Source organism: Pseudomonas sp. JAI115 (assembly GCF_014200835.1).
In the GTDB taxonomy this organism is placed as follows: Bacteria; Pseudomonadota; Gammaproteobacteria; order Pseudomonadales; family Pseudomonadaceae; genus Aquipseudomonas; species Aquipseudomonas putida_A.
In genome coordinates, this window is sequence record NZ_JACHCY010000004.1 from 204,628 (window position 1) to 227,707 (window position 23,080).

The 23,080-nt window shown below is 59.3% G+C and carries 22 protein-coding genes and 3 pseudogenes; 12 read left to right on the forward strand and 13 right to left on the reverse strand.

Annotated features, from left to right (window positions below):
• Positions 1 to 2: 2 nt before the first annotated feature.
• The gene (locus tag HDC30_RS11780) at positions 3 to 404 is read left to right on the forward strand and encodes a type II toxin-antitoxin system MqsA family antitoxin (protein WP_183783062.1); all 402 of its coding nucleotides are present in this window, start codon (positions 3 to 5) and stop codon (positions 402 to 404) included.
• Positions 405 to 1,233: 829 nt separating this feature from the next.
• On the opposite strand, the gene HDC30_RS11785 is transcribed toward HDC30_RS11780, so the two are convergent.
• From HDC30_RS11785 to HDC30_RS11795, 3 genes are all read right to left on the reverse strand, one after another.
• The gene (locus tag HDC30_RS11785) at positions 1,234 to 3,342 is read right to left on the reverse strand and encodes a TonB-dependent copper receptor (RefSeq protein WP_183783063.1); all 2,109 of its coding nucleotides are present in this window, start codon (positions 3,340 to 3,342) and stop codon (positions 1,234 to 1,236) included.
• Positions 3,343 to 3,423: 81 nt separating this feature from the next.
• Entirely contained in the window at positions 3,424 to 3,774 is a 351-nt protein-coding gene (locus HDC30_RS11790; protein WP_183783064.1) for an NfeD family protein, read from the reverse strand.
• Positions 3,775 to 3,997: 223 nt separating this feature from the next.
• On the reverse strand, positions 3,998 to 4,399 hold the full coding sequence (locus HDC30_RS11795) for a hypothetical protein (protein ID WP_183783065.1): 402 nt from the start codon (positions 4,397 to 4,399) through the stop codon (positions 3,998 to 4,000).
• Between the two features lie 404 nt (positions 4,400 to 4,803).
• Here HDC30_RS11795 and HDC30_RS11800 point away from each other — a divergent pair, with 404 nt between their 5' ends.
• On the forward strand, positions 4,804 to 5,256 hold the full coding sequence (locus tag HDC30_RS11800; protein WP_183783066.1) for a hypothetical protein: 453 nt from the start codon (positions 4,804 to 4,806) through the stop codon (positions 5,254 to 5,256).
• A 57-nt stretch (positions 5,257 to 5,313) separates the two neighbouring features.
• Here the strand turns inward: HDC30_RS11800 and HDC30_RS11805 are convergent, their stop codons facing one another.
• The 3 genes from HDC30_RS11805 to HDC30_RS11815 form a co-directional block, all read right to left on the reverse strand.
• Positions 5,314 to 5,709 carry a type III secretion system chaperone gene (locus HDC30_RS11805; protein WP_183783068.1) on the reverse strand — a complete coding sequence of 132 codons (396 nt, stop codon included), beginning with the start codon at positions 5,707 to 5,709 and terminating at the stop codon, positions 5,314 to 5,316.
• Between the two features lie 116 nt (positions 5,710 to 5,825).
• Complete coding sequence (locus tag HDC30_RS11810) at positions 5,826 to 10,652, reverse strand: AvrE-family type 3 secretion system effector (protein WP_183783079.1); 4,827 nt, start codon at positions 10,650 to 10,652, stop codon at positions 5,826 to 5,828.
• A 333-nt stretch (positions 10,653 to 10,985) separates the two neighbouring features.
• Positions 10,986 to 11,264 (reverse strand): hypothetical protein, encoded by a 279-nt coding sequence (locus HDC30_RS11815; RefSeq protein WP_183783080.1) that lies wholly within the window; start codon positions 11,262 to 11,264, stop codon positions 10,986 to 10,988.
• Positions 11,265 to 11,977: 713 nt separating this feature from the next.
• On the opposite strand from HDC30_RS11815, the gene HDC30_RS11820 reads away from it, so the two are divergent.
• Positions 11,978 to 13,837, forward strand: a complete 1,860-nt coding sequence (locus HDC30_RS11820) for a DUF3857 and transglutaminase domain-containing protein (protein WP_183783082.1) — start codon at positions 11,978 to 11,980, stop codon at positions 13,835 to 13,837.
• Between the two features lie 200 nt (positions 13,838 to 14,037).
• The gene (locus HDC30_RS11825; RefSeq protein WP_183783084.1) at positions 14,038 to 14,757 is read left to right on the forward strand and encodes a type III effector phosphothreonine lyase; all 720 of its coding nucleotides are present in this window, start codon (positions 14,038 to 14,040) and stop codon (positions 14,755 to 14,757) included.
• 147 nt (positions 14,758 to 14,904) lie between these two features.
• Here the strand turns inward: HDC30_RS11825 and HDC30_RS11830 are convergent, their stop codons facing one another.
• Positions 14,905 to 15,075 (reverse strand): hypothetical protein, encoded by a 171-nt coding sequence (locus HDC30_RS11830; RefSeq protein ID WP_183783086.1) that lies wholly within the window; start codon positions 15,073 to 15,075, stop codon positions 14,905 to 14,907.
• 71 nt (positions 15,076 to 15,146) lie between these two features.
• Between HDC30_RS11830 and HDC30_RS11835 the strand changes: the two genes are divergently transcribed.
• The 5 genes and pseudogenes from HDC30_RS11835 (at position 15,147) to HDC30_RS11850 (ending at position 16,957) form a co-directional block, all read left to right on the forward strand.
• The gene (locus tag HDC30_RS11835; RefSeq protein WP_183783089.1) at positions 15,147 to 15,356 is read left to right on the forward strand and encodes a hypothetical protein; all 210 of its coding nucleotides are present in this window, start codon (positions 15,147 to 15,149) and stop codon (positions 15,354 to 15,356) included.
• Between the two features lie 278 nt (positions 15,357 to 15,634).
• Positions 15,635 to 16,075, forward strand: coding sequence for an autotransporter domain-containing protein (locus tag HDC30_RS11840; RefSeq protein WP_183783092.1), 441 nt, complete (start codon positions 15,635 to 15,637; stop codon positions 16,073 to 16,075).
• A 130-nt stretch (positions 16,076 to 16,205) separates the two neighbouring features.
• A pseudogene (locus tag HDC30_RS29155) lies at positions 16,206 to 16,481 on the forward strand (type III effector phosphothreonine lyase); the annotation flags it as partial.
• A 53-nt stretch (positions 16,482 to 16,534) separates the two neighbouring features.
• Positions 16,535 to 16,669: pseudogene (locus tag HDC30_RS29160) on the forward strand (type II toxin-antitoxin system RelE/ParE family toxin); the annotation flags it as partial.
• A pseudogene (locus HDC30_RS11850) lies at positions 16,666 to 16,957 on the forward strand (addiction module antidote protein). The pseudogenes HDC30_RS29160 and HDC30_RS11850, both read left to right, overlap by 4 nt.
• 433 nt (positions 16,958 to 17,390) lie before the next feature.
• Here the strand turns inward: HDC30_RS11850 and HDC30_RS11855 are convergent.
• The 6 genes from HDC30_RS11855 to HDC30_RS11880 form a co-directional block, all read right to left on the reverse strand.
• The gene (locus tag HDC30_RS11855; RefSeq protein ID WP_183783094.1) at positions 17,391 to 17,819 is read right to left on the reverse strand and encodes a secretion protein; all 429 of its coding nucleotides are present in this window, start codon (positions 17,817 to 17,819) and stop codon (positions 17,391 to 17,393) included.
• Entirely contained in the window at positions 17,819 to 18,415 is a 597-nt protein-coding gene (locus tag HDC30_RS11860) for a pathogenicity island effector protein (RefSeq protein WP_183783096.1), read from the reverse strand. The genes HDC30_RS11855 and HDC30_RS11860 overlap by 1 nt, the downstream gene beginning before the upstream one ends.
• A gap of 15 nt (positions 18,416 to 18,430) precedes the next feature.
• Entirely contained in the window at positions 18,431 to 19,912 is a 1,482-nt protein-coding gene (gene sctE, locus HDC30_RS11865) for a type III secretion system translocon subunit SctE (protein WP_183783098.1), read from the reverse strand.
• Positions 19,909 to 20,415 carry a SycD/LcrH family type III secretion system chaperone gene (locus HDC30_RS11870; protein ID WP_183783100.1) on the reverse strand — a complete coding sequence of 169 codons (507 nt, stop codon included), beginning with the start codon at positions 20,413 to 20,415 and terminating at the stop codon, positions 19,909 to 19,911. Before HDC30_RS11870 ends, sctE begins: the two co-directional genes overlap by 4 nt.
• Before the next feature lie 98 nt (positions 20,416 to 20,513).
• Positions 20,514 to 20,873, reverse strand: a complete 360-nt coding sequence (locus HDC30_RS11875) for a hypothetical protein (protein WP_183783102.1) — start codon at positions 20,871 to 20,873, stop codon at positions 20,514 to 20,516.
• A 19-nt stretch (positions 20,874 to 20,892) separates the two neighbouring features.
• Complete coding sequence (locus tag HDC30_RS11880; RefSeq protein ID WP_221303402.1) at positions 20,893 to 21,435, reverse strand: hypothetical protein; 543 nt, start codon at positions 21,433 to 21,435, stop codon at positions 20,893 to 20,895.
• 393 nt (positions 21,436 to 21,828) lie between these two features.
• Between HDC30_RS11880 and HDC30_RS11885 the strand changes: the two genes are divergently transcribed.
• From HDC30_RS11885 to HDC30_RS11895, 3 genes are read left to right on the forward strand one after another with little or no spacing between them, the layout of a single operon-like run.
• Entirely contained in the window at positions 21,829 to 22,548 is a 720-nt protein-coding gene (locus HDC30_RS11885) for a helix-turn-helix transcriptional regulator (protein ID WP_183783106.1), read from the forward strand.
• A 6-nt stretch (positions 22,549 to 22,554) separates the two neighbouring features.
• Entirely contained in the window at positions 22,555 to 22,770 is a 216-nt protein-coding gene (gene sctF / locus HDC30_RS11890) for a type III secretion system needle filament subunit SctF (protein WP_183783108.1), read from the forward strand.
• Positions 22,767 to 23,075 carry an EscG/YscG/SsaH family type III secretion system needle protein co-chaperone gene (locus HDC30_RS11895; protein ID WP_183783109.1) on the forward strand — a complete coding sequence of 103 codons (309 nt, stop codon included), beginning with the start codon at positions 22,767 to 22,769 and terminating at the stop codon, positions 23,073 to 23,075. Before sctF ends, HDC30_RS11895 begins: the two co-directional genes overlap by 4 nt.
• The last annotated feature ends 5 nt before the right edge of the window (positions 23,076 to 23,080 follow it).

Here is a 23,080-nt window from a genome sequence, read left to right on the forward strand (position 1 = left end):
CCATGAAATGTCCTGTTTGCGGTGCTGCGGAATTGGTCCGTGACACCCGCGACCTGCCCTATACCTACAAGGGCGAAGTCACTGTTATTACCAAGGTGACGGGGGATTTCTGCCCGTCTTGCTCTGAGTCGATCTTAGATGCAGTCGAGTCCGACCGTGTCGTGAAGGAAATGCGGGTCTTCTCAAAGAGAGTCAACGCGGGCCTTGTAGACCCCGGTTTTATCGCCACGGTGCGTAAGAAGCTCGCACTTGACCAACGGGAGGCCGCTAAGATTTTCGGTGGTGGCGCCAACGCCTTTTCCCGCTATGAGAACGGTAAGACCAAGCCACCACTGGCCTTGATAAAGCTGCTCAAGTTATTAGATAGGCACCCTGAGCTACTCAATGAGGTGCGAACGGCTTAGGACTGCCTGTTGCTGATGGCGATGCTGTATTCTGTGCGGTTATCTAAAAGGGAGCTTCATGGATGGTGCGCTGTGATTCTGTTGCTGGCCTTGTGATTGTTGGTGGACTCTTTATCAGTTCGAAAGGTTATGCCGCAGCACTGCAAGAGGAAGCAAAGAAGGCATATGCAGATTTGAGCATTGCAGAATTTCGCGCTGGGGCTTATGTGCGTCGCTAGCCTTCAGGCAGCGAAAACCCACGTAGGGTAAGCGATGACTACAAGATCAAATACCTTTGTTGCTGTAATCCGAACCCTGACTACCAAGCGTGCCACCTACAGATTTCTTGGTTTGATCGCTGTCTCTCTTGGAGTTGTCCAGGATGGTCTTCTGGCAGAGGGCCTCGGTGATGTCGTCTACCATCTATTTGGCGGCCATGAGTGACACGACGATCTTCGAGAATCTGATAGAAAAATCTGAATGACCACCTTCATTTTCAGACGCCGCGTATCCCGTAGGCCCTCGCGCCTGAGCCTTATCGCGCACGCGCAGGCGTCCTGTAAGTGGTCTTCGGGCGTGCCAAGTGGTGTTATAAAACAGGTGTTACACACCTGTTGTTTTGAACCTCTCAGTGACGTTGGGATGTGGTCTCCTTACTTCTCTCAGTTCCACTGTCGGAAAACTTGAGGACTGCCGCTTGGCCCGGTAATAGCAGGGCTATTAAGCTCCGTCGCCTCACGGAGGTAATCCCACAAGAGAGTGGTGCGCTTGAGCTTGCGCAAGTCCTTCCGGCAGTATATCCAGCACTCACCCTACATTTTGCGCAGGGCTCAACAGAGCCCTCTAACGCTTAAAACTTCATGTCCACTTGCGTCCAGAACGTGCGCCCCGGCTCGTTGATCGCCTGCGGGTGGCTGGCCGGATAAACAAAGCCTGCGTTGCCTGCCAGGTTCAGGTGCTCGGCGTACGCCTTGGCGAACAGGTTGTCGACGCCGCTGCTGACCTGCCAGTGCCGATTGATGCGGTACGCTCCGTTGAGCGAGAACACGCCAAAACCTGCACTGGATTCGTAGTCCCGGCCCACCACGTTGCCCTTGTGGCGATCAATCCGGTTCTGCGCCGCCACCACCCGCCACAAGGCGCCGGCACTCCAGTTGTCTTCGGCATAGGTCAGGCCAAAACGGGTGTCCAGTGGCGGCATTTGCGCCAGCGCCATACCGTCACTGCTGTTTTTTCCCCACGCGTAGGCCAGGGTGACATCGGCTTTCCAGTGTTCGGTCAGGTGATAGGCCGCCCCGAGCTCCCCACCCATGATCCGTGCCGAGACGTTGTCGGCGCGCGAGGACACGCCCTGGCCGGGGCTGTAATCAAAGAGAATGTAGTCACGCACCACCCCGACATACCCCGACAGCCAAGCTTCAAGCTCATGCGCCTTGTAGTTCACGCCAACATCCAACTGGGTGGTTTTTTCCGGCTTGATCCCATCAAAGGCATTGAGCGAGCCCTGCGGCCCGGCCTTGGGTGAAAACAGCTCCCAGTAATCCGGAAAACGCTGCGTATGACCGACGCCTGCGTACAGCGTCGCCGAACTGTTGGCCAGATCATGCTCAAGGCGCACAAACCCACTGGGCAAGGTCTCGGCACGGGTATGATCGGCTGTGGGATTGGGCCGAGTCACGCCGGACGCAGAGAGGGTAGGTCGATAATCCTTGGCCGAGGCACGATCGAGCCGCACGCCGCTGATCAACCGATCACGTTCGCTGGCGTGCCAGGTCATCTCGCTGAAGACGCCATAATTATGAAAATCGGCCTCCTTGAAATAGGGCAACGCCTTGTAGGCATCAACACCGGCGGCGCTGCGATAACGCGGCGCATCGGTCTGCGCATCCAGTCCAGCAATCCACTGCAGATCGGCCCAGTGCCAAGTGGCCTTGATTCGCCCACCCAGCGTACGTCGATCCACGCTGGAGCCACGCGACACCGCCATCGGCCCACTGCCGGAGGGGGTACGCAAGGTGTAGTTGTCCATCACATGATTGGCATAGTTGTAGTGGACCTGGGCTTCGAGCTTTTCCAGCACCTCGCCCAGGTTGGCGGTCTCAAAACGCAGGCCCAGGCTTTGGCGCAGAAACTGCGAGCCATCCATGCTGCGCGCCGCATACCGCGCCTGGCCATCGCCCTGCCCGGCCGTCAATTCGATCAGGGTGTCAGCATCCGGCGTCCAGCCCAGGACGAGGTCCGCGTTCCACTTCTCATACCGCGAAGGCACGCGCTCATGATGGCCATCCCGGTAGTCGTCGGCACGCGCCGTGTTGCCAATCGCGCGCACATACCCCGACGGGCCGCCGGCAGCGGCGTCGACCACCTTGTCCAGGCGCCCGGCGGATCCGGCGCGCAGACTGGCATTCACCGTGGCGCCAAGCTCGCCGAAACGGGAGGGTTCGCGCTCGAACAGGATGGTGCCGGCCGAAGCACCGGGTCCGTACAGCACCGTTTGCGGGCCCTTGATCACGGTCAACCTGTCAAACGTATCAGGTGAAATGTACGAGGTGGGCGCATCCATGCGCCCGGCACAGGCACCCAGCATCTGGCTGCCGTTGGTGAGGATGTTCAGCCGCGAGCCGAACAGGCCGCGCAACACCGGATCGCCATTGGTACCGCCGGCCCGAATCAGAGCAAAACCCGGCAGGGATTTCAGGTAATCACCGCCATCACTGGCCGGCACTGGCTGCCGCGCCTGCCGAGGATCGGTCACCTGCGTCAGCGGTGAACGGGGGGCCAGGCTGGTGATCACCGTCGGCGCCAGTTCCTCGGCATGACCGGCGTGGTCATCGGCGGTGACCAGCGGCGACAGAAACATGCCGCAGAAGACAGCCGTGACCTGTCGGCCGCGCACGGACACGCCGTTCCATGCCTGAGAGGCCATCGCCTCCAGACGCAAGACAGAAAACTTCGACATGGCACTATCCATCAGACAGGATTCACAGACATGGGACTGGCCCAGAGCACCAGCCGATGAGAGGGGAAACGCCTGCAACCATCAGGCTTTTTCAACGCGCAGGGTGTCGTCTTCGACCGCCACCCGGCCCTTCTGGCTCTCGGCCACCGTCGCCGTGATCAGGCCGACCTCACCCAAGGCTGCGTCTCGGGCTTTACGTGCCGCGCGACGTCGACGTCTTTGCAGGGCGAACCCCCCTGCTGCCGACATGCAGGAGGGCACCAGCCAGACCAGCACCTGAAGGTGCAAGGGCAGGTCGGGCTTGACCCAGACCAGCAATGAAACCAGCAACGCCCACAGGGCAAACCAGAACACAAAAAAACCCAGCGTGGCTATTTCAACGACCGCCAATACGAGGCCGAGAACAATCCACATCCACCCTTGCACGATCACGGCTTTTTTCCTTTCTTGCGTTTTTTACGTTTTTTCGTTTCTACGGAGCCTTTGGAAAACGGCCGTTGCCCCTTCCGATAACCGATAGAGGCGGCAAAATGCGCCCAGCCAGACACAATGGCGCCAAGCCTTCTGCGGGCAGAGTGAAAAGTCCTGAAGTCACAAGTATTCACCACCATCCCCGCGGGCGGAGTGGCGTACGCGCGCAGAAACGGCCGGTTTTTTAGCGATACAAAAAGACCGCCGACAGGCGCAGTTGAGTGACCACCCGCACCGCGTGCATGACCGCCAGGCTTTCGAAGATCAGCGCCCGGCCAATTTCATCAATGACGTGATGCGCCTTATCCATCGCGTCGTACCAAGTGACGCCCTGCACCGGGTGGCTTTGCAAAGGCACCACCGCCATCCGCCACGGCCCTTCGCAGACGCAGCGATTGGCCGGGATAAAGCTGTTGGAGGGATACATGTTGATGTAGGCCCGATCCAGTTCGTGGCCCTGCAGACGCGGCGCCAACAGCGACAACGCCGTGCGCATCGAGGCGGTGCAGCGCTCATGGCGCAGGCTGTAGTAATGTCCCGCATCGCCAGCAATGCCGATATGCGTGTGTTTGCGCGAACGATCCATAAACCGCAAGGGCGCCCTGTCGAACAGGCGACAGGCATCCTCTCTCAACAATGCACACAGCGCAGGGTCACACTGCTCAAGGCGAACCATAGGCACCTCCACGTCGGCTGACAGCCCAGACCACCTTGTCGAACCTGCTCCTTTATCGGGCACACAGCACCAGCAGTGCTCCGACCCTATCAAAGCCAGGGCGATAAGGTCGGTATAGACCGCCCCTTCTCAAAAGATCTCTGTGGCGTGTGAATCGAGCAGATTTCACTTCACAAACGCCCCGCTCGCTCGCCCAATGCGGCCATCGCAGCTGTCCGCCTCGCGCGAACACGAGAAATCTTTTGAAACATCTACACCCTATCCGCCGTACGAGGGCAACTAACCTTCGGCGCTTTGCCTTGCTGGATTAAACGATGCTGATAACACCCGCCGCTTTGCTTGAAAGTAAAAATGCCCTGGCCAGCCTGCTTGAGCAGGCCATGAGTGCCAAGACCGAGAAGCAATTTATGACCGCAACACGCGCGCTATACCTGTTGGTGGAGAAGATTCAACAACAACTGGCCGGTGCTCAGGTCACCCTCTCCCAACTGCTCGAGGAACAAGAGGCACTGCGCCAGGAAACCCTGCGACTCAAGCAATGGTCCCACGAATACAAAAGCTACGCGCTGCACAGCCTGCCGGCCGGCACCTTTGTCTACCGGCTCAAATCGCTGACCGATCGGGCGGCGGCCGACTACTACCTGTGCGTACGCTGCTTTCAGAACCATGTCAAATCGATCATGCAACCGACCGAGCCCAATCTCCTGGCCTGCCAGACCTGTGAGTCCAGCATTCAGATTCGTCCGCCGCTCAGAGCCCGTCCCTGACCCACACCCATTGCACCCGACCACTTGAGTGACCGTCTACTGTCGGCAGCGTCTGGATCAAGCGAGCAGATGCCCCAGCGAGGAGCGGGTTTCACGCGCCTGGGCAATAAAGCCCCTGACCAGATCGCAGAAGCGCTGTTCATCCAGAGTGCTCAGCTCCCGCTGGGCACACAGGCGCACATCCCCTTGATCCAGGGCCAGCCAGCAACCCCGCAACAGCGCCACATCAAAATTCAAACTCAACAGGTGCGTCAGGTTTTCCTGCTCGGGGTGCAAAGCACCCAGCCGGCAGTGCAGCATCACGCTGTCACTGTATTCGCCACCTTCGATGACGGCGGCCTGTTGCTGATGGCTGTCGTACAAGGCACAGACACCGTTTTCCAGGGTCAGGGAGGTGCCCAGTTGCGCGCCCAGATGGTCGATCAGCGAAGGGAGTGTTGGGGCACAGGTCATGCGTGTGTCTCCTTAAAAAGCAACCGGCACAGAACAGGTAAAAAATACAAAGATGGGAGGTCATACCGATGAGGCGGGATCTGAACATCCCACCCCACTGGTACTCACGCTGATGCTTAGCGCTCCAGTTCAAAACCGCTGTCTTTCAACGATCCGACCAGATGCCCGAAGGCCTCGGAGGGGTTAAGCAGCCCGCCGTCCAGCGTATAGCTCAAGGGCGTGTCGTGATCGCGACCGTAGCTGAAGTCGATCTTGCCCACCACCTTGTTGAGATTGAGCGAAGCATTGCTGGTGTAACGCACCACCGGCACGGGCGAAGAAAAACCTTCGGCCTTGCTCGCACTCTGGGTCACAGTGATGGTCTTGATGCGCATGTTCTGGCGGTCGCTGAGCAGCGTGGCCAGAGCCTGCTCGGACAGTTCACCGCGCTCCGTGCGGCGCATAATCTCCTCCTGCACCGCATCCTTGAGTTCCAGACGCACCTTGGCCTGGATGCCGCTGCTGGCCTGCAGTTGCTTGATCACCGCTTGAAGGGTGGCGTCCTGTTCAAGCCAGGCGGCCACTTTCTCGGCGTTGCTGGGGGCGTGATGCGCACTGACCAGGCCCATCAGGCGCGAGACCGCACTGGCGGTGTTTAGGCGTGACAATTGGGTATAGGCACTCTCAAAACGGGCACTGTCCAACACGCTGTAGTGCTTCTTGGCGGCTTCGTGCTGATGCAGACTGCGCTGCAGCGCCCGCACGGCGGCGTATTGCCGATCGTTTTGTTCACGGTTGAGGAAATAGCTTTTCAGGCCTGCCAGATGCGCATCAACGACCTGCTCCGGGGTCAGCTCCTTGTAGATCGGCTGCTGACGATCCGCCAGACGCGCCAGCTCCTGTTGTGGTGCGGGATCCTTGAACGCAGCGGCGAGTTTCACGGTCAGCTCGCTCAGGTGTTTTTCGGTCTGCACCACCGCCTGCTTGAAGGTGAACTTGATCCGCTTGCTGGTCTTGTTGTCCAGCACGCCGGCCACGCTGGCGCCCAGTCCGATGTTGGTTCCCAGCGCGTTCTGCCCCGTGCGGTGACTGGCGCTCAGTTGCCCTTGCACAGAGGCGGAAGCTTCGAGGCTGTTGAGCAGGCGCGGACGATTACGGCTGATTTCCTGCGTCTGCTCAAGCTCGTTGCGCTGCTCCAAGGCGTTGCGGGTGTAGTTCAGCAGATTGACATTGACGGTCCCGCCGACACCGATACGCATGGCCGCCGCCAACGGCGTGCTGCCCTTCTCCGACAGGTTAACCTCGCCACGCAGCTCAGCCGTGGCGTTGACGTTCAGATCAGTATTCAGGCGCGTGCTGCGTTGCGTGGCGTGCTCCACGCCCTTGCTCATTACCTGCAGAGGGTTCAGCTCACCACCAAACAGATCATCGACAAACGCCTCGATGCCGTCCTCCGGTACCGTGAACGCCACCGCATGGCGCTGCGTGGCACTGGCGCTGGCCGTGGCATTGACTCCCAGGCGCAGTGCCGGCGTCAGGGCGCGATCAGCCAGCGGGATAGTGTTGAGCACGTGCTCCTCGCCGAACAGCTCGGGCCACAGATCAATGGTCGCCAAGCCTACTGTCACTGCTCCCGACACACCGCCATCACGCATCAGACTGACCGTCAGCCCCTTGTCAGTGCGCTCGGCGTTCATACCGTAGGTGCGCACACCGCCGGCACTGCCGCTGGGCAAGCCGACGACGGGACTGCCCAGGTTTAGCCCGTAACTGCGCTGCAGAACAATTTCATCGTCCGTATTGAGGGCGCGCAGGGTGCTCTTGAGGGTTTGCGCAAGCTCAGTCTGGTTGCTGCTGCCGGTCGCGGCCCGCAGATTGACGCTGATGGCATGATCGGCCTTCTTGAACCCATTGAGAAACGCCTTGATGCCGTCATAGGTCGCCTCCAGGCTGGCATGATCGGTAAAGCCCATGCGGGTCACCTGACGAACCTCATTGCTTTCATAGGCAGCCCGCTGCGCCTCGAACTTGTCCTGTAGCGCCTTGAGGTGCAGACCGTCGTCGGCCATTGGCAGACACTCAAGCTCATCGAGTAATCCGCCCAGCTCCATCAGGGTCACGCTGCCCAGAGCCAGATCGGCCTTGACCAAGCCTTGGCTTTCGCCGCCATCGCGTCGCTGTGCCAAAGGTACTTGGGCCTTTTGATAGGACAGCTGCATGCCTTTTTCCTGCAGGGTACCCAGCAATTGGTGCGTGTGGTTTTCCGCTGTCGGCGCCAGATACTGCAGCGAATTTTTCAACGCACCGAGCAAATCATGCCCCGAGCTGTTGAGGTTGAGCTTTTGTGACAGCTGGCTGACCTTCATGCTCACTTCACGCCGCCGGGACGGCGCCGACAGCTCACCATGGATGTTTAGCAGGCCGGCTTTTTGCTGCAATAGTTTTGAACGACCGTGCTGCTGACCAAGTTGCTTGAGCGCGCTATGACTGGACTCCTCCAGCTGGGCACGAAACGTTTCCAGCGCCTGTTGCAGGGACTGTCCCTGCGGCCCCAGGTTCAGGGCGGCAATGCGCGATTTCAAGTCTCGACCGGCAGCTGCCAGCGGCTGCTGGCTGAGTTCTGGCAGGCGCGCAAACACCTTCGACTCGCTTTCATAGAGCGGGCGTAGGCCCTTGCGCCCCTGATACTGATGCTGGACGTAGTGACCGACGTTTTTTAGCACCCGCGGCACTTCCCAGGAGGGTTTGAAAATGTTGGCGCGCACAAACTCACGGGTACTGGCGGCATGGGTATTGTCTACATTGCTGCGCCCCATCAAGTTTGTGCTCGTTCGCATGCTCAGTCCCAGCGTGGGAAGCCGCACAACTTTTTCGGCCGTCTGGACTCGCTGGGACAGCGCGTCAAAAGGGTTGAGCGACGCAACGCTGGTGGTCACAGGTTGCCATTCGCCCTGCTTCAGACGCATTATCTGAGGCCCACCCGCCTGGCTGAAAGTGGCGCTCAAACGGTTGTCGCCAGCGTTGCGGATACCGGTCAACTGCGTCCCCGGCGGCGTCTGGATCGACGTCCATCGGGACAGCGCTCCCGCCTCGCTGCCCCGTGCCTGCCAGTCCTGTCTGGCCATCATGAACAATTCATTTTTGTCGGTCATGACATACAAATGCCGGTGCTCATCGAAGGCCAACGCGCACAGGTTGCCAGCCCACAGCGGATATTTGAGAGTGACCGGTTCACCGTCCGGATGATGAGCGATCACTTGCTGCTGATCATCCAGCACCACAAACTGTTGGTCGCTGAGCATGGCGAACGCCGTGACTTTACATCCCTGCAGCGCGGCTACCGCGTCCTTGATCTCCACGCTGGTCGAGCGTGCCGGCTGACTCAAGGCATGACTGGCGCCGAACACCAGTGAAGGCGCCTGATGCGAGACATTCAACTTTTTCACGGCGCCTTCGTGCAGCACATACGCCCTGCCCGCCATGTCGCACTGCAACTGCTCCACTCCCTTGACCCCGGAATCCTTCCAGGTCTGAGTGACCGCATCCCACCAGGTGATCCGCTGCCCCTCCAGTCCCAACTGGCCCAGTCGATTGAGATCCAGGGTCAGCGCAGGTGTCGACACCTGCGCGCCAGGCAACCCGCGGCGGTTTTTGAGCACCAGCGCCTCACTGAGGTTCCAGCCCGCCCCGGCCAGAACACCCTGCGGATCCAGCTGCTGCGAATGGACGCGTCCCCGGTCACTGACCAGCGCCTGAACCTGTCCGTCCTCGGTACTCAAAAAACCCACCACCGACTGCTCTGCCCTTGGCCGGGCCGAGGTCGCAGTGGACCCGGACGACGCGCTTTGCAGTGTCAGCTCCGCACCGGCCAGTGCCTCAAGCGGTGCTTGGTATAGACGCCCTTCGGTGTCACAGACAAACAGCTGCTGCTGACTCAGGCCGATACTCTGGGCCAGGGTTGATGCGCCTTGATGCGAGAGTTTCAGGGTAACCGGGCGCAACACGGGGTCTGCCTGGCCAAGATCGGCCAGGTGCAGCACCTGATCCGGCTCCCCGCTCAAGACCACCAGCTGTTGCTCGGCATTCACCGAGTACGCGCGGGCTCCCTCGGGCAAGGCCACGCGAAGACCGCTTTCGCCGGACAGATCGACCAGCGCCCCGCCAACCTGGCCATACACTTTGCCATCGCCCTGAGTCTGCAACGCTTTGAACTGCAGGTCGGCGGTGTCTTGGCGCAGAACCCACAGGTTTTGCCGGTCATCGAAGGCGTAGAGTTGCTCCTGATGCAGGCACAGACGCTGCCCACCCTGATCCTGATAGATGCCCGTCACATACCCCTGGTGCGCCAAAGGCAACACGGGCAGCGGCGCACTGCTGACTGCACGATCCACGACCTGAACACATCCCTGCCGATAGTCCAGGCGCGCGCGCTGGTTCGGGCTCGCGGCCTCTGCCTGCGCCTGGCTGCTGCGCGCCACATACACCGCCTCGGGGCTTTGTTTGAGGTGCACCACGTAACCTTTTTCATCGAGCAGAAACTGGCTGAGATCGGCGCACTGACTGGCTTGATAGGTCTGCCCGGACTGACCCAACGCTTGGTGCAACAGCTCACCAAGAGGGCTTGACTTGAAGGCGTCAAACAGCGGCCTGCCCTTGCCGTCCAACTGCACTTGGGGCTGGAGTTTCCAGAAGGGAGGACGACGCGTCTGATCACGAGTGCCTTGGCGACGTACGAAAGGCGCGCTTGAGGCATCATTCAGCGCGGTCGACTCATGGCTCACCCCGTTGGGACCGCCCTGAGTCAACTGTCCGACACAGGCGCCAGCCATCTGCCCCTGAACCTGCAGCGAGCGGACGCTGCCTTGGGTCGGCGGGTACGAACATTGTCTTAACCCGGCATGAGCCACCTCAGGCAAGGCGTAACTCGGCACAAAGGAGATGAACTGCGCAATAGGTTTCGACATGGTGTACCCCAACTACCTGACAGGCCCCTTCGTGCGTCAAGACCGCAGAATCGCCAGGGCTCTGGAAAAGAAAACGGGTGGAGGGCCCTACCGATCGACAGGCCGGCCTTGCTCCACACAACCTCATGAATTCCAGAGTCAGGTTACTGAGCCCGTTTGCCGGGCCCCATGGGGCAATCACCCCATTTTGCGGGATGAGCCAGACGCCAACACCCGCGCTGATTGCGCAGGCGTCATCGAGCGCTCAAAAAAGCGCGACGGGATGAAAGGTGCTAAGGCATCACGTTACACCCAGTCGGAGGGAAACGAACGCTGGGGGCAGGCCTACGCCTGCTAGTCGTTCAGGTTCGCCTGCATCGCCGCCAGGGAGGCCCGGGTAGCCTGAATTTCGCGCTGTTCCAGACCTAGGTCGCGCAGGCGTTCCACTTCGTTCAGGCAACCTTCTTGCTGCTCAAGGCTGATCAGTTTCAGGCGGGCCAGGCACAGAATCAGACCGGTACATTCACCGCACGTGTATTCAAGGTTATCCAACCCCGAAGGGATCGATTGCAGCAGTTTTTCCAGCACGTGCAGCTCGCCTTCAACGGCCAGCTGGGTGACGTTAAAACTCATGGTGAAACTCCTTTTTGTAGTGCGCGTGACAATGGGCTTATCCGGCCAAGCCCTTGGCGATTCCACGCAGGGTCACGCGCGATCCATGACCTGACAGCCACTGATCAACAGCGCGATGGCCACGACCATGGCGCCCAACAAGACGGCGGTGCCGATAATTCTCGGTTCGACGTCACCCCCTCCTTTGAGACGGCCGGCCAACAGGCGAGGAAAAAAAGTCCGCCCATGCTGGGGAAGGACAGGGGCGGACTAAAGCCTTAGGTTGAACCGCGATGCAGCCTAGCAAACCAATAAAACGCCGGTACGCCGAAGTCTTACTAATTGTTTCCAGAGACTTTCCATTGTCATGGGTACGCCAAATCACATTGATCCCCACCGCACCGATCTCGCAGCAGGGCCTCGACACCTTGGTCAACATTCATCTTTTTTGCTTGTTTTTGACTTTCAATATCCGTTCACGATCGCAAACTATATTGACTCAATATCGCCTATCCATGGCCACACGAGAGGCCACACACGAGCCTTTTGCCTTAATAAAAAACGTGCGATGGCGTGTTGATCCACTCACCTGCCGGCCCTGCTCCGCCCACTGAAAACCTTGGAAGCCCGCCCCCCGACCAACTCCCCCCCCCCAACCCAGGACCTCACCCCATTCCCCGTAACGCCGAGCGGCCCTGTCCGCGTCTTAACAAACTCAAATCAAATGGACTGAAATGAAACCGTTGAATTATTTATTCACCAGCGCCTTGAGCCTGATGTCTCTTTGGGCAGGCACTGTGGGGATGGCTCAAGCAACAGACCATACCGATCGCTCAACGACCATTGAAAAAAGCCACCACGCCTATGTGATCGAAGCGGACGGTAGCTATGTTGTGGAGGGCGAGCTGGTAATGCGCATCAATGAAGAGCGCGCCATTCAGCATCAGGCGCAACACTCATTGAGCTACAGTCAGTCCCTGGAAACCCTGAATGTTGTTGAGGCCTTCACCTTAAAGCCCGACGGGCGCCAAGTTCAGGTCAATCCACAGCAGATCAAAGAGCAACAGGAGCCTGTCTCGACCCAGGCGCCGATGTTTCAGGATCATCGGATGAAGGTCGTCATCTTTCCCGAGGTGGCCGTGGGCGACCGCCTGGTTCTGCGCTATCAGCGCCATCGTACAACCGCTTTATTCCCCGGGCATTTTGAAGAGCTGTTCCTTCCTGATTCCTACGAGGTCGAACAGCTAAGCCTGAGCTATGAATTGCCCGAAGACAAACCCCTGCAGGCCGACAGCAAAGGCTTTACTGGCACTACCCTGCCTGCGCAGACGGGGCGCAAGCGCTATCGCTGGGACTATGTGGCTCGCCAATGGCCTCGAATCGAGAGCAGTGCCGTGGCCTATGTGGACCACGGGCCGTATCTGGCGGTGTCGACGTTTGCCAGTTACAAGGATTTCGCCCGCGCCTACGCCCAACGCGCCGAAGTCACCGTGACTCCGGCCATCACGGCGCTGGCCAACGAGCTGACGGCCCACTTGGATACACCCCGGCGCAAGGCACTGGCCCTGAGCGAGTGGGTGCGCAAAAACATTCGCTATGTGGCGGTGCATGTCGGCCAGGGCGGCGTTGTCCCTCATCCGGCGCAAGCCGTCCTGGACAACCTGTACGGCGACTGCAAGGATCATGTGGCCTTGCTCGAAGCGCTGCTGCGCGCCGTGGCCATCGAGAGCTCGCCGGCGCTCATCAATCAGGGCAATGCCTATGCGCTGCCCTCAGTGCCCACCTTGGGCCTGCTCAACCATGTCATCACCTACATTCCCAGTCTGAATTTGTACCTGGACTCCACCGCAGCGCCGATTGCGGCCGGGTTTCTGCCCATTACCAACCTGGACAAACCGATCCTGCTGACCCAATCCGGCGAGATGGCGCGCTCACCTGCTACTCAAGACAACCAGAGTAAAAGCCACCTCTCGTTCAAGGTACAGGCCGACGGCGCGGCCGCCTTTACCCTCACATCCACCGTGGAAGGCTGGGGCGCGGAGCTTACCCGTTACATGCTCAGCAGGGTCGCGCCGGCGGCGCGCGATCATCTGGTGCAGTCCGTGCTGCAGCAGGTGGGACAGACCGGAACAGGCACCTTACACAGTGACGCTGCGGATAGCGACCCTCGCCGCTTCACGCTCACCTTGAAAGGTCGCGCAGACCGTCTGGTTCACTTGCCCGGGCCGACCGGCTTTCCGACCCTCACCAGCCTGGGCGGCGGCATTTTAGCCACCGTGCAATCCTTCGCCGCTGAAAACCAGCGCACCCAAGACTTCACCTGCCTATCCAGCGAAGCCGAAGAACAGGCGCGTTTTGAGCTTCCCAAGAGCGTGAGCATTTTGGCTGTCCCTAACCCGGTCTCGATCCGCAACGGCGCCTTCCACTACAGCGCCACATACGAGCGAGAAGGCAATGAGGTGGTGATCCATCGCCGCTTCAAATTCCTGAACACCAAGGCCACCTGCAGCCCGGAGGACTTTGAGCACATGAAACCCACGATTGAAAAAATGACCAATGACCTGAAAAGCCAAATCATCGTGCAAGCCTCGTAACGGAGGGGCTGGGATTTCATCAATGAAACGCCTTGCGGCGGATTGATCGACTCCCCTTATTGATCTCTCTGACCCGGAACCTGCCATGCAAGCAGGATCCGGGTCAGCGCAGAGCAATAGAGCCGCGTCTGCTCCACATCCGATAATCTTTAAATGCCCAGCCTGCTCAATTTGCAGTTGGGCATTCTCCCGGTGCTCACATGCCTCTTTCACACCCCACGCTTCACTTGAATCTCCCCGCTCGCCCAGCGCCCGCTTTCGGCACGGAGAAATATTTCTCACCGCCCGCTCATCTGCTGCTGAATTTTGACCGCTTGACCGAGCAGATGCGCAGCGAGCCGGCTCCCAGCTTCAGACGAGACCCGCACGCGCCCGATTATGACGCTGCACTCGGCGACCACAGCTTGCAGCACAACGGCTTTCGGATTCACAACGGCTGGCGGGATGCCTTTATCCATGCCCGGCGTGATGCCCCTCCACGAGATAACCGCTTCGCCGGCGATAAACTGCACCTGAGCGTCGACCGCGAACAGGTGCCCCAGGCGTTCAATGCCATGGCCAGCCTGCTGCTGAGCGATGACTGTCCAATTGAGGAGTGGAAGGTCACCGACATCCATCGCGTGGCCGCGGGCAGCCGAGTCAGTGAGGGCACCCAGTTCACCTTGTACATCAAGCTGGACAAAGACTCCTTGCAATACACGGCCCAGGGGCTCAACAGCGTACGGCATTTTGTCCAAGCATTGGAGGCGACACTGATCGAGCAGCAGATTCGACCTGGTCAGCGCCCCGACTCCGACGTATATCCGGTGCAATGGCAGTACAGCAGTTACCGCAACGAATGGCGCAGTGAGCGCGAAGGCAGTGAGGTGCAAAGCCGTGCACTGCAGGAGGAGCCGTTCTATCGCCTGATCGCCCAGTAGTCTGGCGGCGATGCACGACTGGTGACCAGCCCCGCCACCCTCAGGGTGACTGGAGCTGATAAAAAAGGCCGGAAGATTCGCTAATCCAGAAAATCTCAAGCGCGAAGATCAGCAGCTACATCTAACGATCTGCTGGCTGCCAACCAGTCATTGATGACGGTCTATGATGAAAGCAGAGTTCAAAGCGCTGTGGTCACCCACCACCGCTTGGGGCTGGCGATCAGCCTGGAAACCGTGGCTGCGACTGGCTGATGAAAGCGCGATGGCGGCGCTGAAGCAGTTTGCCAAACGCTTGTGACGAGTGAGGTTGTTGTACATTCGAAATTCGCCAGAGTTACCTAAGCAATTGAAAGGATTGTGATTTTTCTAAACGAAAGGAATTCCCGGCTATGCCCATGATTGACAGTAATACTTTCAAGCTCCAACTGGATGTCGCCAATCGTACTCGCGACGCCATGGTGGATCATCAACTGTTGCCTCAACCCTATGACCCTAGCTGCCATCAGATCAAAGCCACGGAGTTGCTTGAGGAATATCAGTGGGCGGCCAACTCGTTAGCCCATCAGATAAAAAGAGTGGTTGAGCGCGCGGGTGGCTGAGTGAGTTGCCGGCGGCGCCCTCCTAGCGATCTTGGGGCACGTCCCGAAGGATGCTGCTTTTCGGTGGGCGCTGTGCGTGACGCTACCGGTATATGCCCTGGTGACGGTCGTGTTGATCGGCGGCGCAAGGCAGGAAGGAATGTCTTCGGTCGTGGATCTGCGGTTTAGCTGGATGGGGTTCGCCCACGCTGTTTTGCGATCAGTGCCGGCTGCAATGATGGGAAAAAAACTGTTCACCGCTTGGTCGACAGCGTGCCTCTCCTTTGTGATTCCACTCCATGGAGGGCACTTGTAATTGCCCCGGCCAACAGCTCGCACTGATCCCGCACATCAAACTCGATTACCAGCAGATGCACATCCATGACATGCAGGCGCCTTACGCCGACATCACATTTGATCGCATCCGAAACACGGATATCAGCGCCGGAGTCAATATCACCAAGTCGCTCTCTTTAGATTCGGGACGCCGTGCCATTGTGTTTGCCACACCGGGCGTGCGCCAACGGCTCGCCAGTCAGGACTCTACCCATTACGCCTGGCGAGACGGCGCCGCCGACTTCTCAACCCCCAACAACACCTGTGGCACCGCCTTTCCCGCGCAGGTCGTGATCATCGGACAACTCATGAAAAACCTCACGACCACCGCCACGTTGGATTATAAATCGTGGCAAAAATCAACGACCGTCGCCGGCAGCCTCACCGCGGCGTATTCGTTTTGAACACTGCAACAATGACACTTTCCATCAAGGCCTGCTCACAGCCTTTTTTCACCTTAACCCTGTCCACCGGTGCCCCCCCCCCCCTCGCACGCCCCACACTCCAATTGTCTCTAGCTGCCCACCGGCGACTGTGTTCGACACGCAGCCACTCCTCTCAGCGCCTGCTCATCTGCTCCTGCATTTTGACCGGCTGACCGAGCAGATGCGCGGCAAGCCTGCTCCCTGGTTCAAGCAGGACGAACACGCTCCCGATTATGAGCTTGCCCGCGACAGCGGCTGGCGGGATGCCTTTATCCATGTCCGGCGGGACGGTCCTTCACACGGAGGCTTCGTCGGCGATAAGCTGCACCTGAGCGTCGAGCGCGAACAGGTGCCCCAGGCTTTCAAGGCCATAGCTGGCCTGCTGCTGGGCGACGCCTGTCCAATTGACGAGCGGAAAGTCACCGGCCTGCAACGGGTGGCCCCGGCTATCGGTTGTACTTCCAGCAACGCGGGACGGAAATTGTCATTCTGCTATGTGGGGGAGACAAGAGCAGCCAGACCAAAGGCATAGCAACAGCAAAACGCCTGGCAGTTGAATCGAGGCCACAATGACCGAGCCAATTTATGATTACGATCCTGCGCATGCACTGGACGGCCCGGAGGCAATAGCAGTGTTCATCGCGGACGCTCTAGATACAGGAGACGCCGCATATATCGCCAAGGCTATGGGAGTGGTTGCCCGCGCCAAGGGGATGACAGAGCTGGCCAAAGAAACGGGACTTGCCAGAGAACAGCTCTACAAGTCTATTCAGCGAACATAGCAACCCTACACTGAAGACCATGCTCGTGGTGATGCGGGCACTGGGTGTTGATTTGACTGCCCGCCCGCATGTGCAATAAAAGCACGCCCAATTGAAGCGCACCTCAATTGGGCCTCAGGTCCCGGGAGGCGCATCAGTGAATGCGCCCAGTTGACCGTACGCAAGCCGGAATCAATCGCTTGCGACATTCTCCACGCCTTGGAGATGATGCTGAACCAGCAGCAGATCCAGCCCGGGCAATGTCCGGACTTGGATATGCCAAGTTGAAGTATCGCATCGCAGATGCAAGATTTATCTCACCTCACCTCACCTCACCTCACCTCACTAAGCTGCTCCTTGGCAGAGCTCTCGCACAGCGAGCACTCCTATAAGAATGCCCACTACGACAGTTCACCAGCCCTCGTCGTAATGATTTTTCCGAATTCGGCAGGCGCCCATCCATAAAAGGCCGGAAGTATTGCTCTCCCGGCCTTTTTTGTTCCTGATAGGAACGCTCCTGCATGATCCGCTTTTCAGGCGGCGGGCTTGGCAAACACGTACACCAGCCAAGGCTCGCCTTCCATCTCCTGCCATGTCGCGCCCTGGCTTAGCAGGATCTTGGCCAGCCGCTCGCGGCTCTGGTTGAGCGCCGCATCGGCCATGGACTCAATGAAGCGCCCTCGCACTTGCAACACCCCCTCCACTTCCCGACCAATCTGGCGAATCAGCGCGACAAACCGGCTGACGGCCCGCCCCGACGCTCCATCCTGGCTATCGGTTTGCGCCGTGAAATCACACACTGTCAGCGTGTCGCCATCGAGCCGGTAGACCCAGGTAAAATCATCGAAGCCGACCTGCCAGCCGACGACAAAACCGCTCCCCTCAAAATAGGCGACCTCTGGCACGAAACCTTGCGGCAGCAGATAGGTGGTGACCGGGTCGGCCAGCGCATACGCCGACACTAGCGCGTCCTCATTTGCACGGCATTGGCCAGACGTTCATACAATCCGAGCAGTTCACGGGTGGCCTCACGCAATTGCCGCGAAGCCTCGGCCGCGCGCTCGGCGAGCGTGGCAAGGGTCTTGGCCAGATTGTCCGCCGTGGCCGCCTGAAAATCGCCCTGCAGCTGCGCTTGCTGAGCATGGCGGTTATCAAAGCCAGCACTAAAGTTTCCCAAGCCTTCAGCTGTCTTGCCAAGCGCGGAAGCCGCCGCTGAAATAAATTGATTGTCCCACCCGTAGCCGACGGCCGCTCCCGCAAAACCGGCAAAACCGGTAATGATCTGGGTAATACTCGTAGCCACAGCCGCGTCGAACGTCTGTTCGATACCCTTTTGCTTGGTATCCAAAGACAACAGCTGCTTTTCGAAGGCGACTTTCTGCATCTCGTCGTGAAAGCCGCGCAGGATGTCGCGCATTTCGATATTGAGCTTTTTCATTAGCAGGATCAGCTCGTTAATACGGGCAAAGGCATTGCCGTCGCCACCCTCGAGCAGAAGAGGGACCTGATTGCGCACAGGCTCCATCGCCACCCGTGCCGGAAGATTGACTGCCATCATGGGAATTCTCCTTTATCAAACCATCGCCGCGGCAATTTGCACTTGCACGGCACCTGCATTCGCGATCGCCTTACTACCGTCTTCAAGCACTAGGGACTGCCCTTCAACGAGTTCGCTCATGCGCTTTAACGCGGCATCTTTTTCCGATTGATAGAGCGCAAACAGCGCCTGCAGCCATTGCTGATCCAGTACCAGTTGATCGATCTCTTTCTGCAGGCGCGCTCGATCCACCGCCAAGGCGCCCGAGGTGATTTGCGACGCACCAGCCAGCGCGCCGCGCGTGGTATGGATACCGACATAGGCCGAGGCCTTGACCACGGCCTTGATCACGTCGTTGCGCACCGCCTTGACGATCTCCTTGGTCACTTGTTCGACCGTTTTCTGGACGCCCTTCTCGATCGCCTGATGGCCAACGCGGGCCACCGCCTGGGTTACCAGTGTTTCGATCGCCTGCTGGGAAAACTGCTTGAGCATCTGGTTGACGCCAAACTGCTGCACAAAGCGCTGCATGCCCGCCTTGGCCGTGGCCTTGGAGGCTTCCAGGGTGGCCTTGGTCAAGCCTTGGATGATTTGCTCCGCCACCTGCGAGGCCACTTGCTGGCCGACCTGTTTCGCGGTTTGATCCACGGCGGTCTTGCTGCCATTCTTGATGGCCTGCACCAGCGCCGCATCCGCGCCTTTTTTCAGCACGGTGCCGGTGACTTTCGGAATGACCTTGGTCAGCACCAGGTTACGTACAGCGCTCGTCACATCGACCAGTGCGCCGGCGATCTCGAAACTGAGCTGGACGTACCCCACCGTCTTGGCGATCTTTTCGTATGCTTCCTTGTTGTCCGGATCGATCAAGGCCACCGTGTTGATGATGGCCTTGATCGTTCCGGCCAGCCCGGCCAACAGATCCATGGCCCCGCCGGCCACGGTCGAGACATTACCGGTCAAGACACCGCCAACAATCTTCAGCACGCCACTGACCACCTCAACGGCGGCAATCACCCAGTCGAAGATCACGCTGAAAATGCCGGCCTTGCGCGCCTTGTCCTGCTTCTCGACGGCCTTGTCCATCTCTTCCCGGCAATCGCGAATTTCCTGCTGACGGATGCGCTCCTGTTTGTCGGTCATGATGGCCAGGGCCTTGGATTTGGCCAAGGCGGTGCTGCCCAGAATCTCGCTGGACAACAGGGTCGACGCCAGCATCATGGCGTCCATCGGAATCTTTTCCAGCTCCTTCAGGCTCAGTGGCGGCGGGCCGTCCTGGCGCGGCGGAATCTTCCCCAGAATGCGCTCCAGCGCCGCCTCGGCGTCGCGCTGCGAAACGGCCACCCTCGCAGGCGTCGGCCTGTGCATGGGCACCGCAGCGGTCTGCGCACCCTGCGGCTGCGCCGCCGATACCAGGCGAACCTGGCGACCTTTGACTTGGGACGCAACTGACGGGATCACGGCGGGCGGCGAGTCGAAGCGCTGCGCCGCGGTGGCTGACAGGGACAATCCCGTCTTCATGGCTGCCCCTCCTGAGCGCACTCGGCCAGCATCTGTTCGGCGCTGCGTAGCATCTGTTCGGCGCTGCGTAGCATCGCCTGATGCTCGGTTCGTCCCTTGCACCACAAAATGGCCGACTGCAGCGCCTTGCGGGCGCACTCGACCTGTCCCAGCAACGTGTGACTGATCGCAGCAAAGTACGCCGAGCGCGGATCGTCCACCCGGATCATGCCCGAGCGGGCCAAGCAGCTGACCGCCTCTTCATGCCGCCCCAGACGCTGATTGCACAAGCCCAACGCCAGCCAGCCGTCAAAGTGCCATTGATCGATACGCGACACCATGTAATAGATATTGCGCGCCGCGGCGATATCACCGCTTTCAAACAGGTGCGTGGCATAGCCGTACAGTTGCTCGATGTCTTCTTTCTGAATGTCCGCCAACATGCGCAGAGAACCGCCACGGGCGAAAAAATGCTGTAGCACTTGCTGCTCATCCTGAGCATGCGGGTTAACCGACTGCATCATGGAAATTCCTACTCATCGCCAATCGATCAAATGCATGCGCGCCACCCTCATCCAGGCCGTCAGGCACCGAGGACGCGCGTCATGCTCGGGATAAAGGGTTAAACAAAAGGGCGGTCACGCTTTTTTACCGGCTGTTTTGCCGTGGCGGGCTCACCCTGCGGTGCGCTGCGGGCAGGCACAATGGTCTGCGCCTCCAGGTGCGTGCGGATGTCTTGCAAGGTGTTTGCGAAGGCGCCGATGTGCGCCAGAATCTGACGCTGGGCCTGATGCCCCTCGCGGGTCATGTAGTCGTTGACGTTATGCAGTTTGCGACTGGCGTCGGCATCCTCATGGGCACGGCCCTGAAGATGGGAGATCTGGTTCTGCAACGCCTCAAACGCGCGCAGCTGGCCGGAAAACTTCAGCTGATTCTGGTTCAGCTCGAGCAACATGCCCTTGAGCCTTTCGAGCTCGTTCATCGCGCGCCCTCCTTATCCATCAACGAATGGCGGCTGCCGTGCCTTTGGTCATTTCGGCCAGCATGCTCTGCACGCTTTGCGTCAGCTGACTGGAGGTGCTGTAGTTCTGCATCACCTGCTGCAGCTTCAGCTGGTTTTGCTGGTTGTAGTCCGAAGCGCGACCCGACACCGACTCCAGCGCCGATTTGATGCTCATCAGGTCGCCCTTATCGAGCTTGTTTTTTTTGTCTGCAACGAAGGTGCTGATCGGTTTTCCCTCGACCATAATCTTGTTGTCGGTCATGAAGGTGACGATCCCGGCGGACAATTCCAGGGTCTGCTTGGGCTCATTCAGTTTGGCGATCAGGCTTTCAACGGCATTAGCCTGGTCTTGCGCATCCCGTGCTTCGGCCGACTTCTTGTTCATCTGGGCGAACAGGTCGTTACCCGACTGGGTCAGCTGCATCATGATGCTCTGCATGGTCATCAGACCGTGGCTAAACATGGACTGGTTGTCGCGCAGAGTGACCCATTCCGGTTGTGGGCCGCTCAGGTGAGAGGCGTAGGTCGGAGGCACGGGCACGGAGGAGGCTGATGACGCGATCACGGCTTGCGCCGGTAGACCCGCCGCCACCGTTCCCGGTTTGTTGGATTGCCATGCTGCTAAAAAAGGATGGTTACCTGGGTCATAACCCATACCGTAATTCATTCATTCAACCTCAATTATTACGCCTAGTTGGGTCAAACAACGCCTGGCGAAGCGTTGCCCGATTCATGCCTGATCGTCAGGACAATCACGGCATTGGGCCCATCCTACAAACTCACCCGTATTTGGCTTCTGAATTCCCACCAAAGGTTCCGGTTTTGACTTATCCCTGCCCGACGCCTGCCTCTCAGGTAAACACCGGATAGGCACCCGCCCCCCGGCCACCACACAATCCTGCACACCGAACCTTCACCCAGGCACCAACAGCCGATGCAGGAAGTACGACTCTTATTCACCCGGTGCGGTGGCAACGTGCGGATCGGGCCGGTTGTCGAGTGGCTGCCCGCGTATAGCCTGGCTCTGCAAGGCGGCAACGTCGGCTGCGAGGTCGATGCCAGTATTTGTCGTTACGACTTTCATCCGGCGGACTTCAAGCGCCTGTACACCGAAGTGTCGGATCTGCTCACGCCGGCGGCGACGGTCAGCCCCGCCTCGATGCGGGTGGTGCAGGTTCAGGATGAGTTGATCCGCGTGCTGGAGCTGCTGGCCCAAGGCACGCCCGAGGCCTTGCTGCGCTTTGCCTATGTCTACTGCCTGGGCGTGGACCGGCGCTATTTCTCGGCCTTGCTGCACCATCTGCTGGCGGGCGATCACCCCTTCTTCGAATTCATCGAGAACCATGCACTGAATCAGTGGCCGGTGGCGCGTTATGCCCTGGAACTGGATATTCCACTGCGCAAGTTCAATGCCCTGTTCCAGGAAAAATACGGCAGCCCGGCCAAACGCTGGTTTCTGGAAAAGCGCCTGGCCCGTTCGCGCGAGTTGCTGTTGTCGACCCCCTTGCGCGTCCTGGACATCGCCTTGGAATGCGGTTTTGCCAACCACGGTCATTTCACCGAAAGCTTTCGCAAACGGTACCGCTGCAACCCCTCGCAATACCGCCAACAAGCGCAAGCCTTACTGACACCGCCCAACCGCCGCCCGGACTAACCCTTGATGAACATAGAATCGGTCAACCAGCAGCTGTCCCAGATAGTCGACAAGGCCGGCCTCGATGTGCAGGCCAAGATGACCGCCGGCGACATGAACGACCCGGCCAAAATGCTGCAGGCGCAGTTTGCCATTCAGCAGTATTCGACCTTTGTCACCTACCAGAGCGCAGTGATGAAAGCGGTCAAGGACATGCTGGCCGGGATCATTCAGAAAATATGAGTCCCCTTGACCGTGACACCTGTCGCCTGCTGTGCGCCTGCGGCCTGGCCGCCGTCAACCATGGTCTGGTCAACCACGCCGAAACGATCCGCGACGCCCTGCCTCACCTGGTCAGCGACCCGGCCGACGGGCGCATCCTGGAGGCCACCCTGCTGATCGGCCTCGACCGAACCGCGCAGGCGCTGCAGTTGCTGCGCCATGATCACTCCAGTGCCGCCGACACGTTGCGCCTGCTCCTGCAGAGCCGGCACCGCAGCGCCCCGGCGAATCCCCCACCTGCCTCTTCCTGTGTCTTGTTTGGATAATGCCC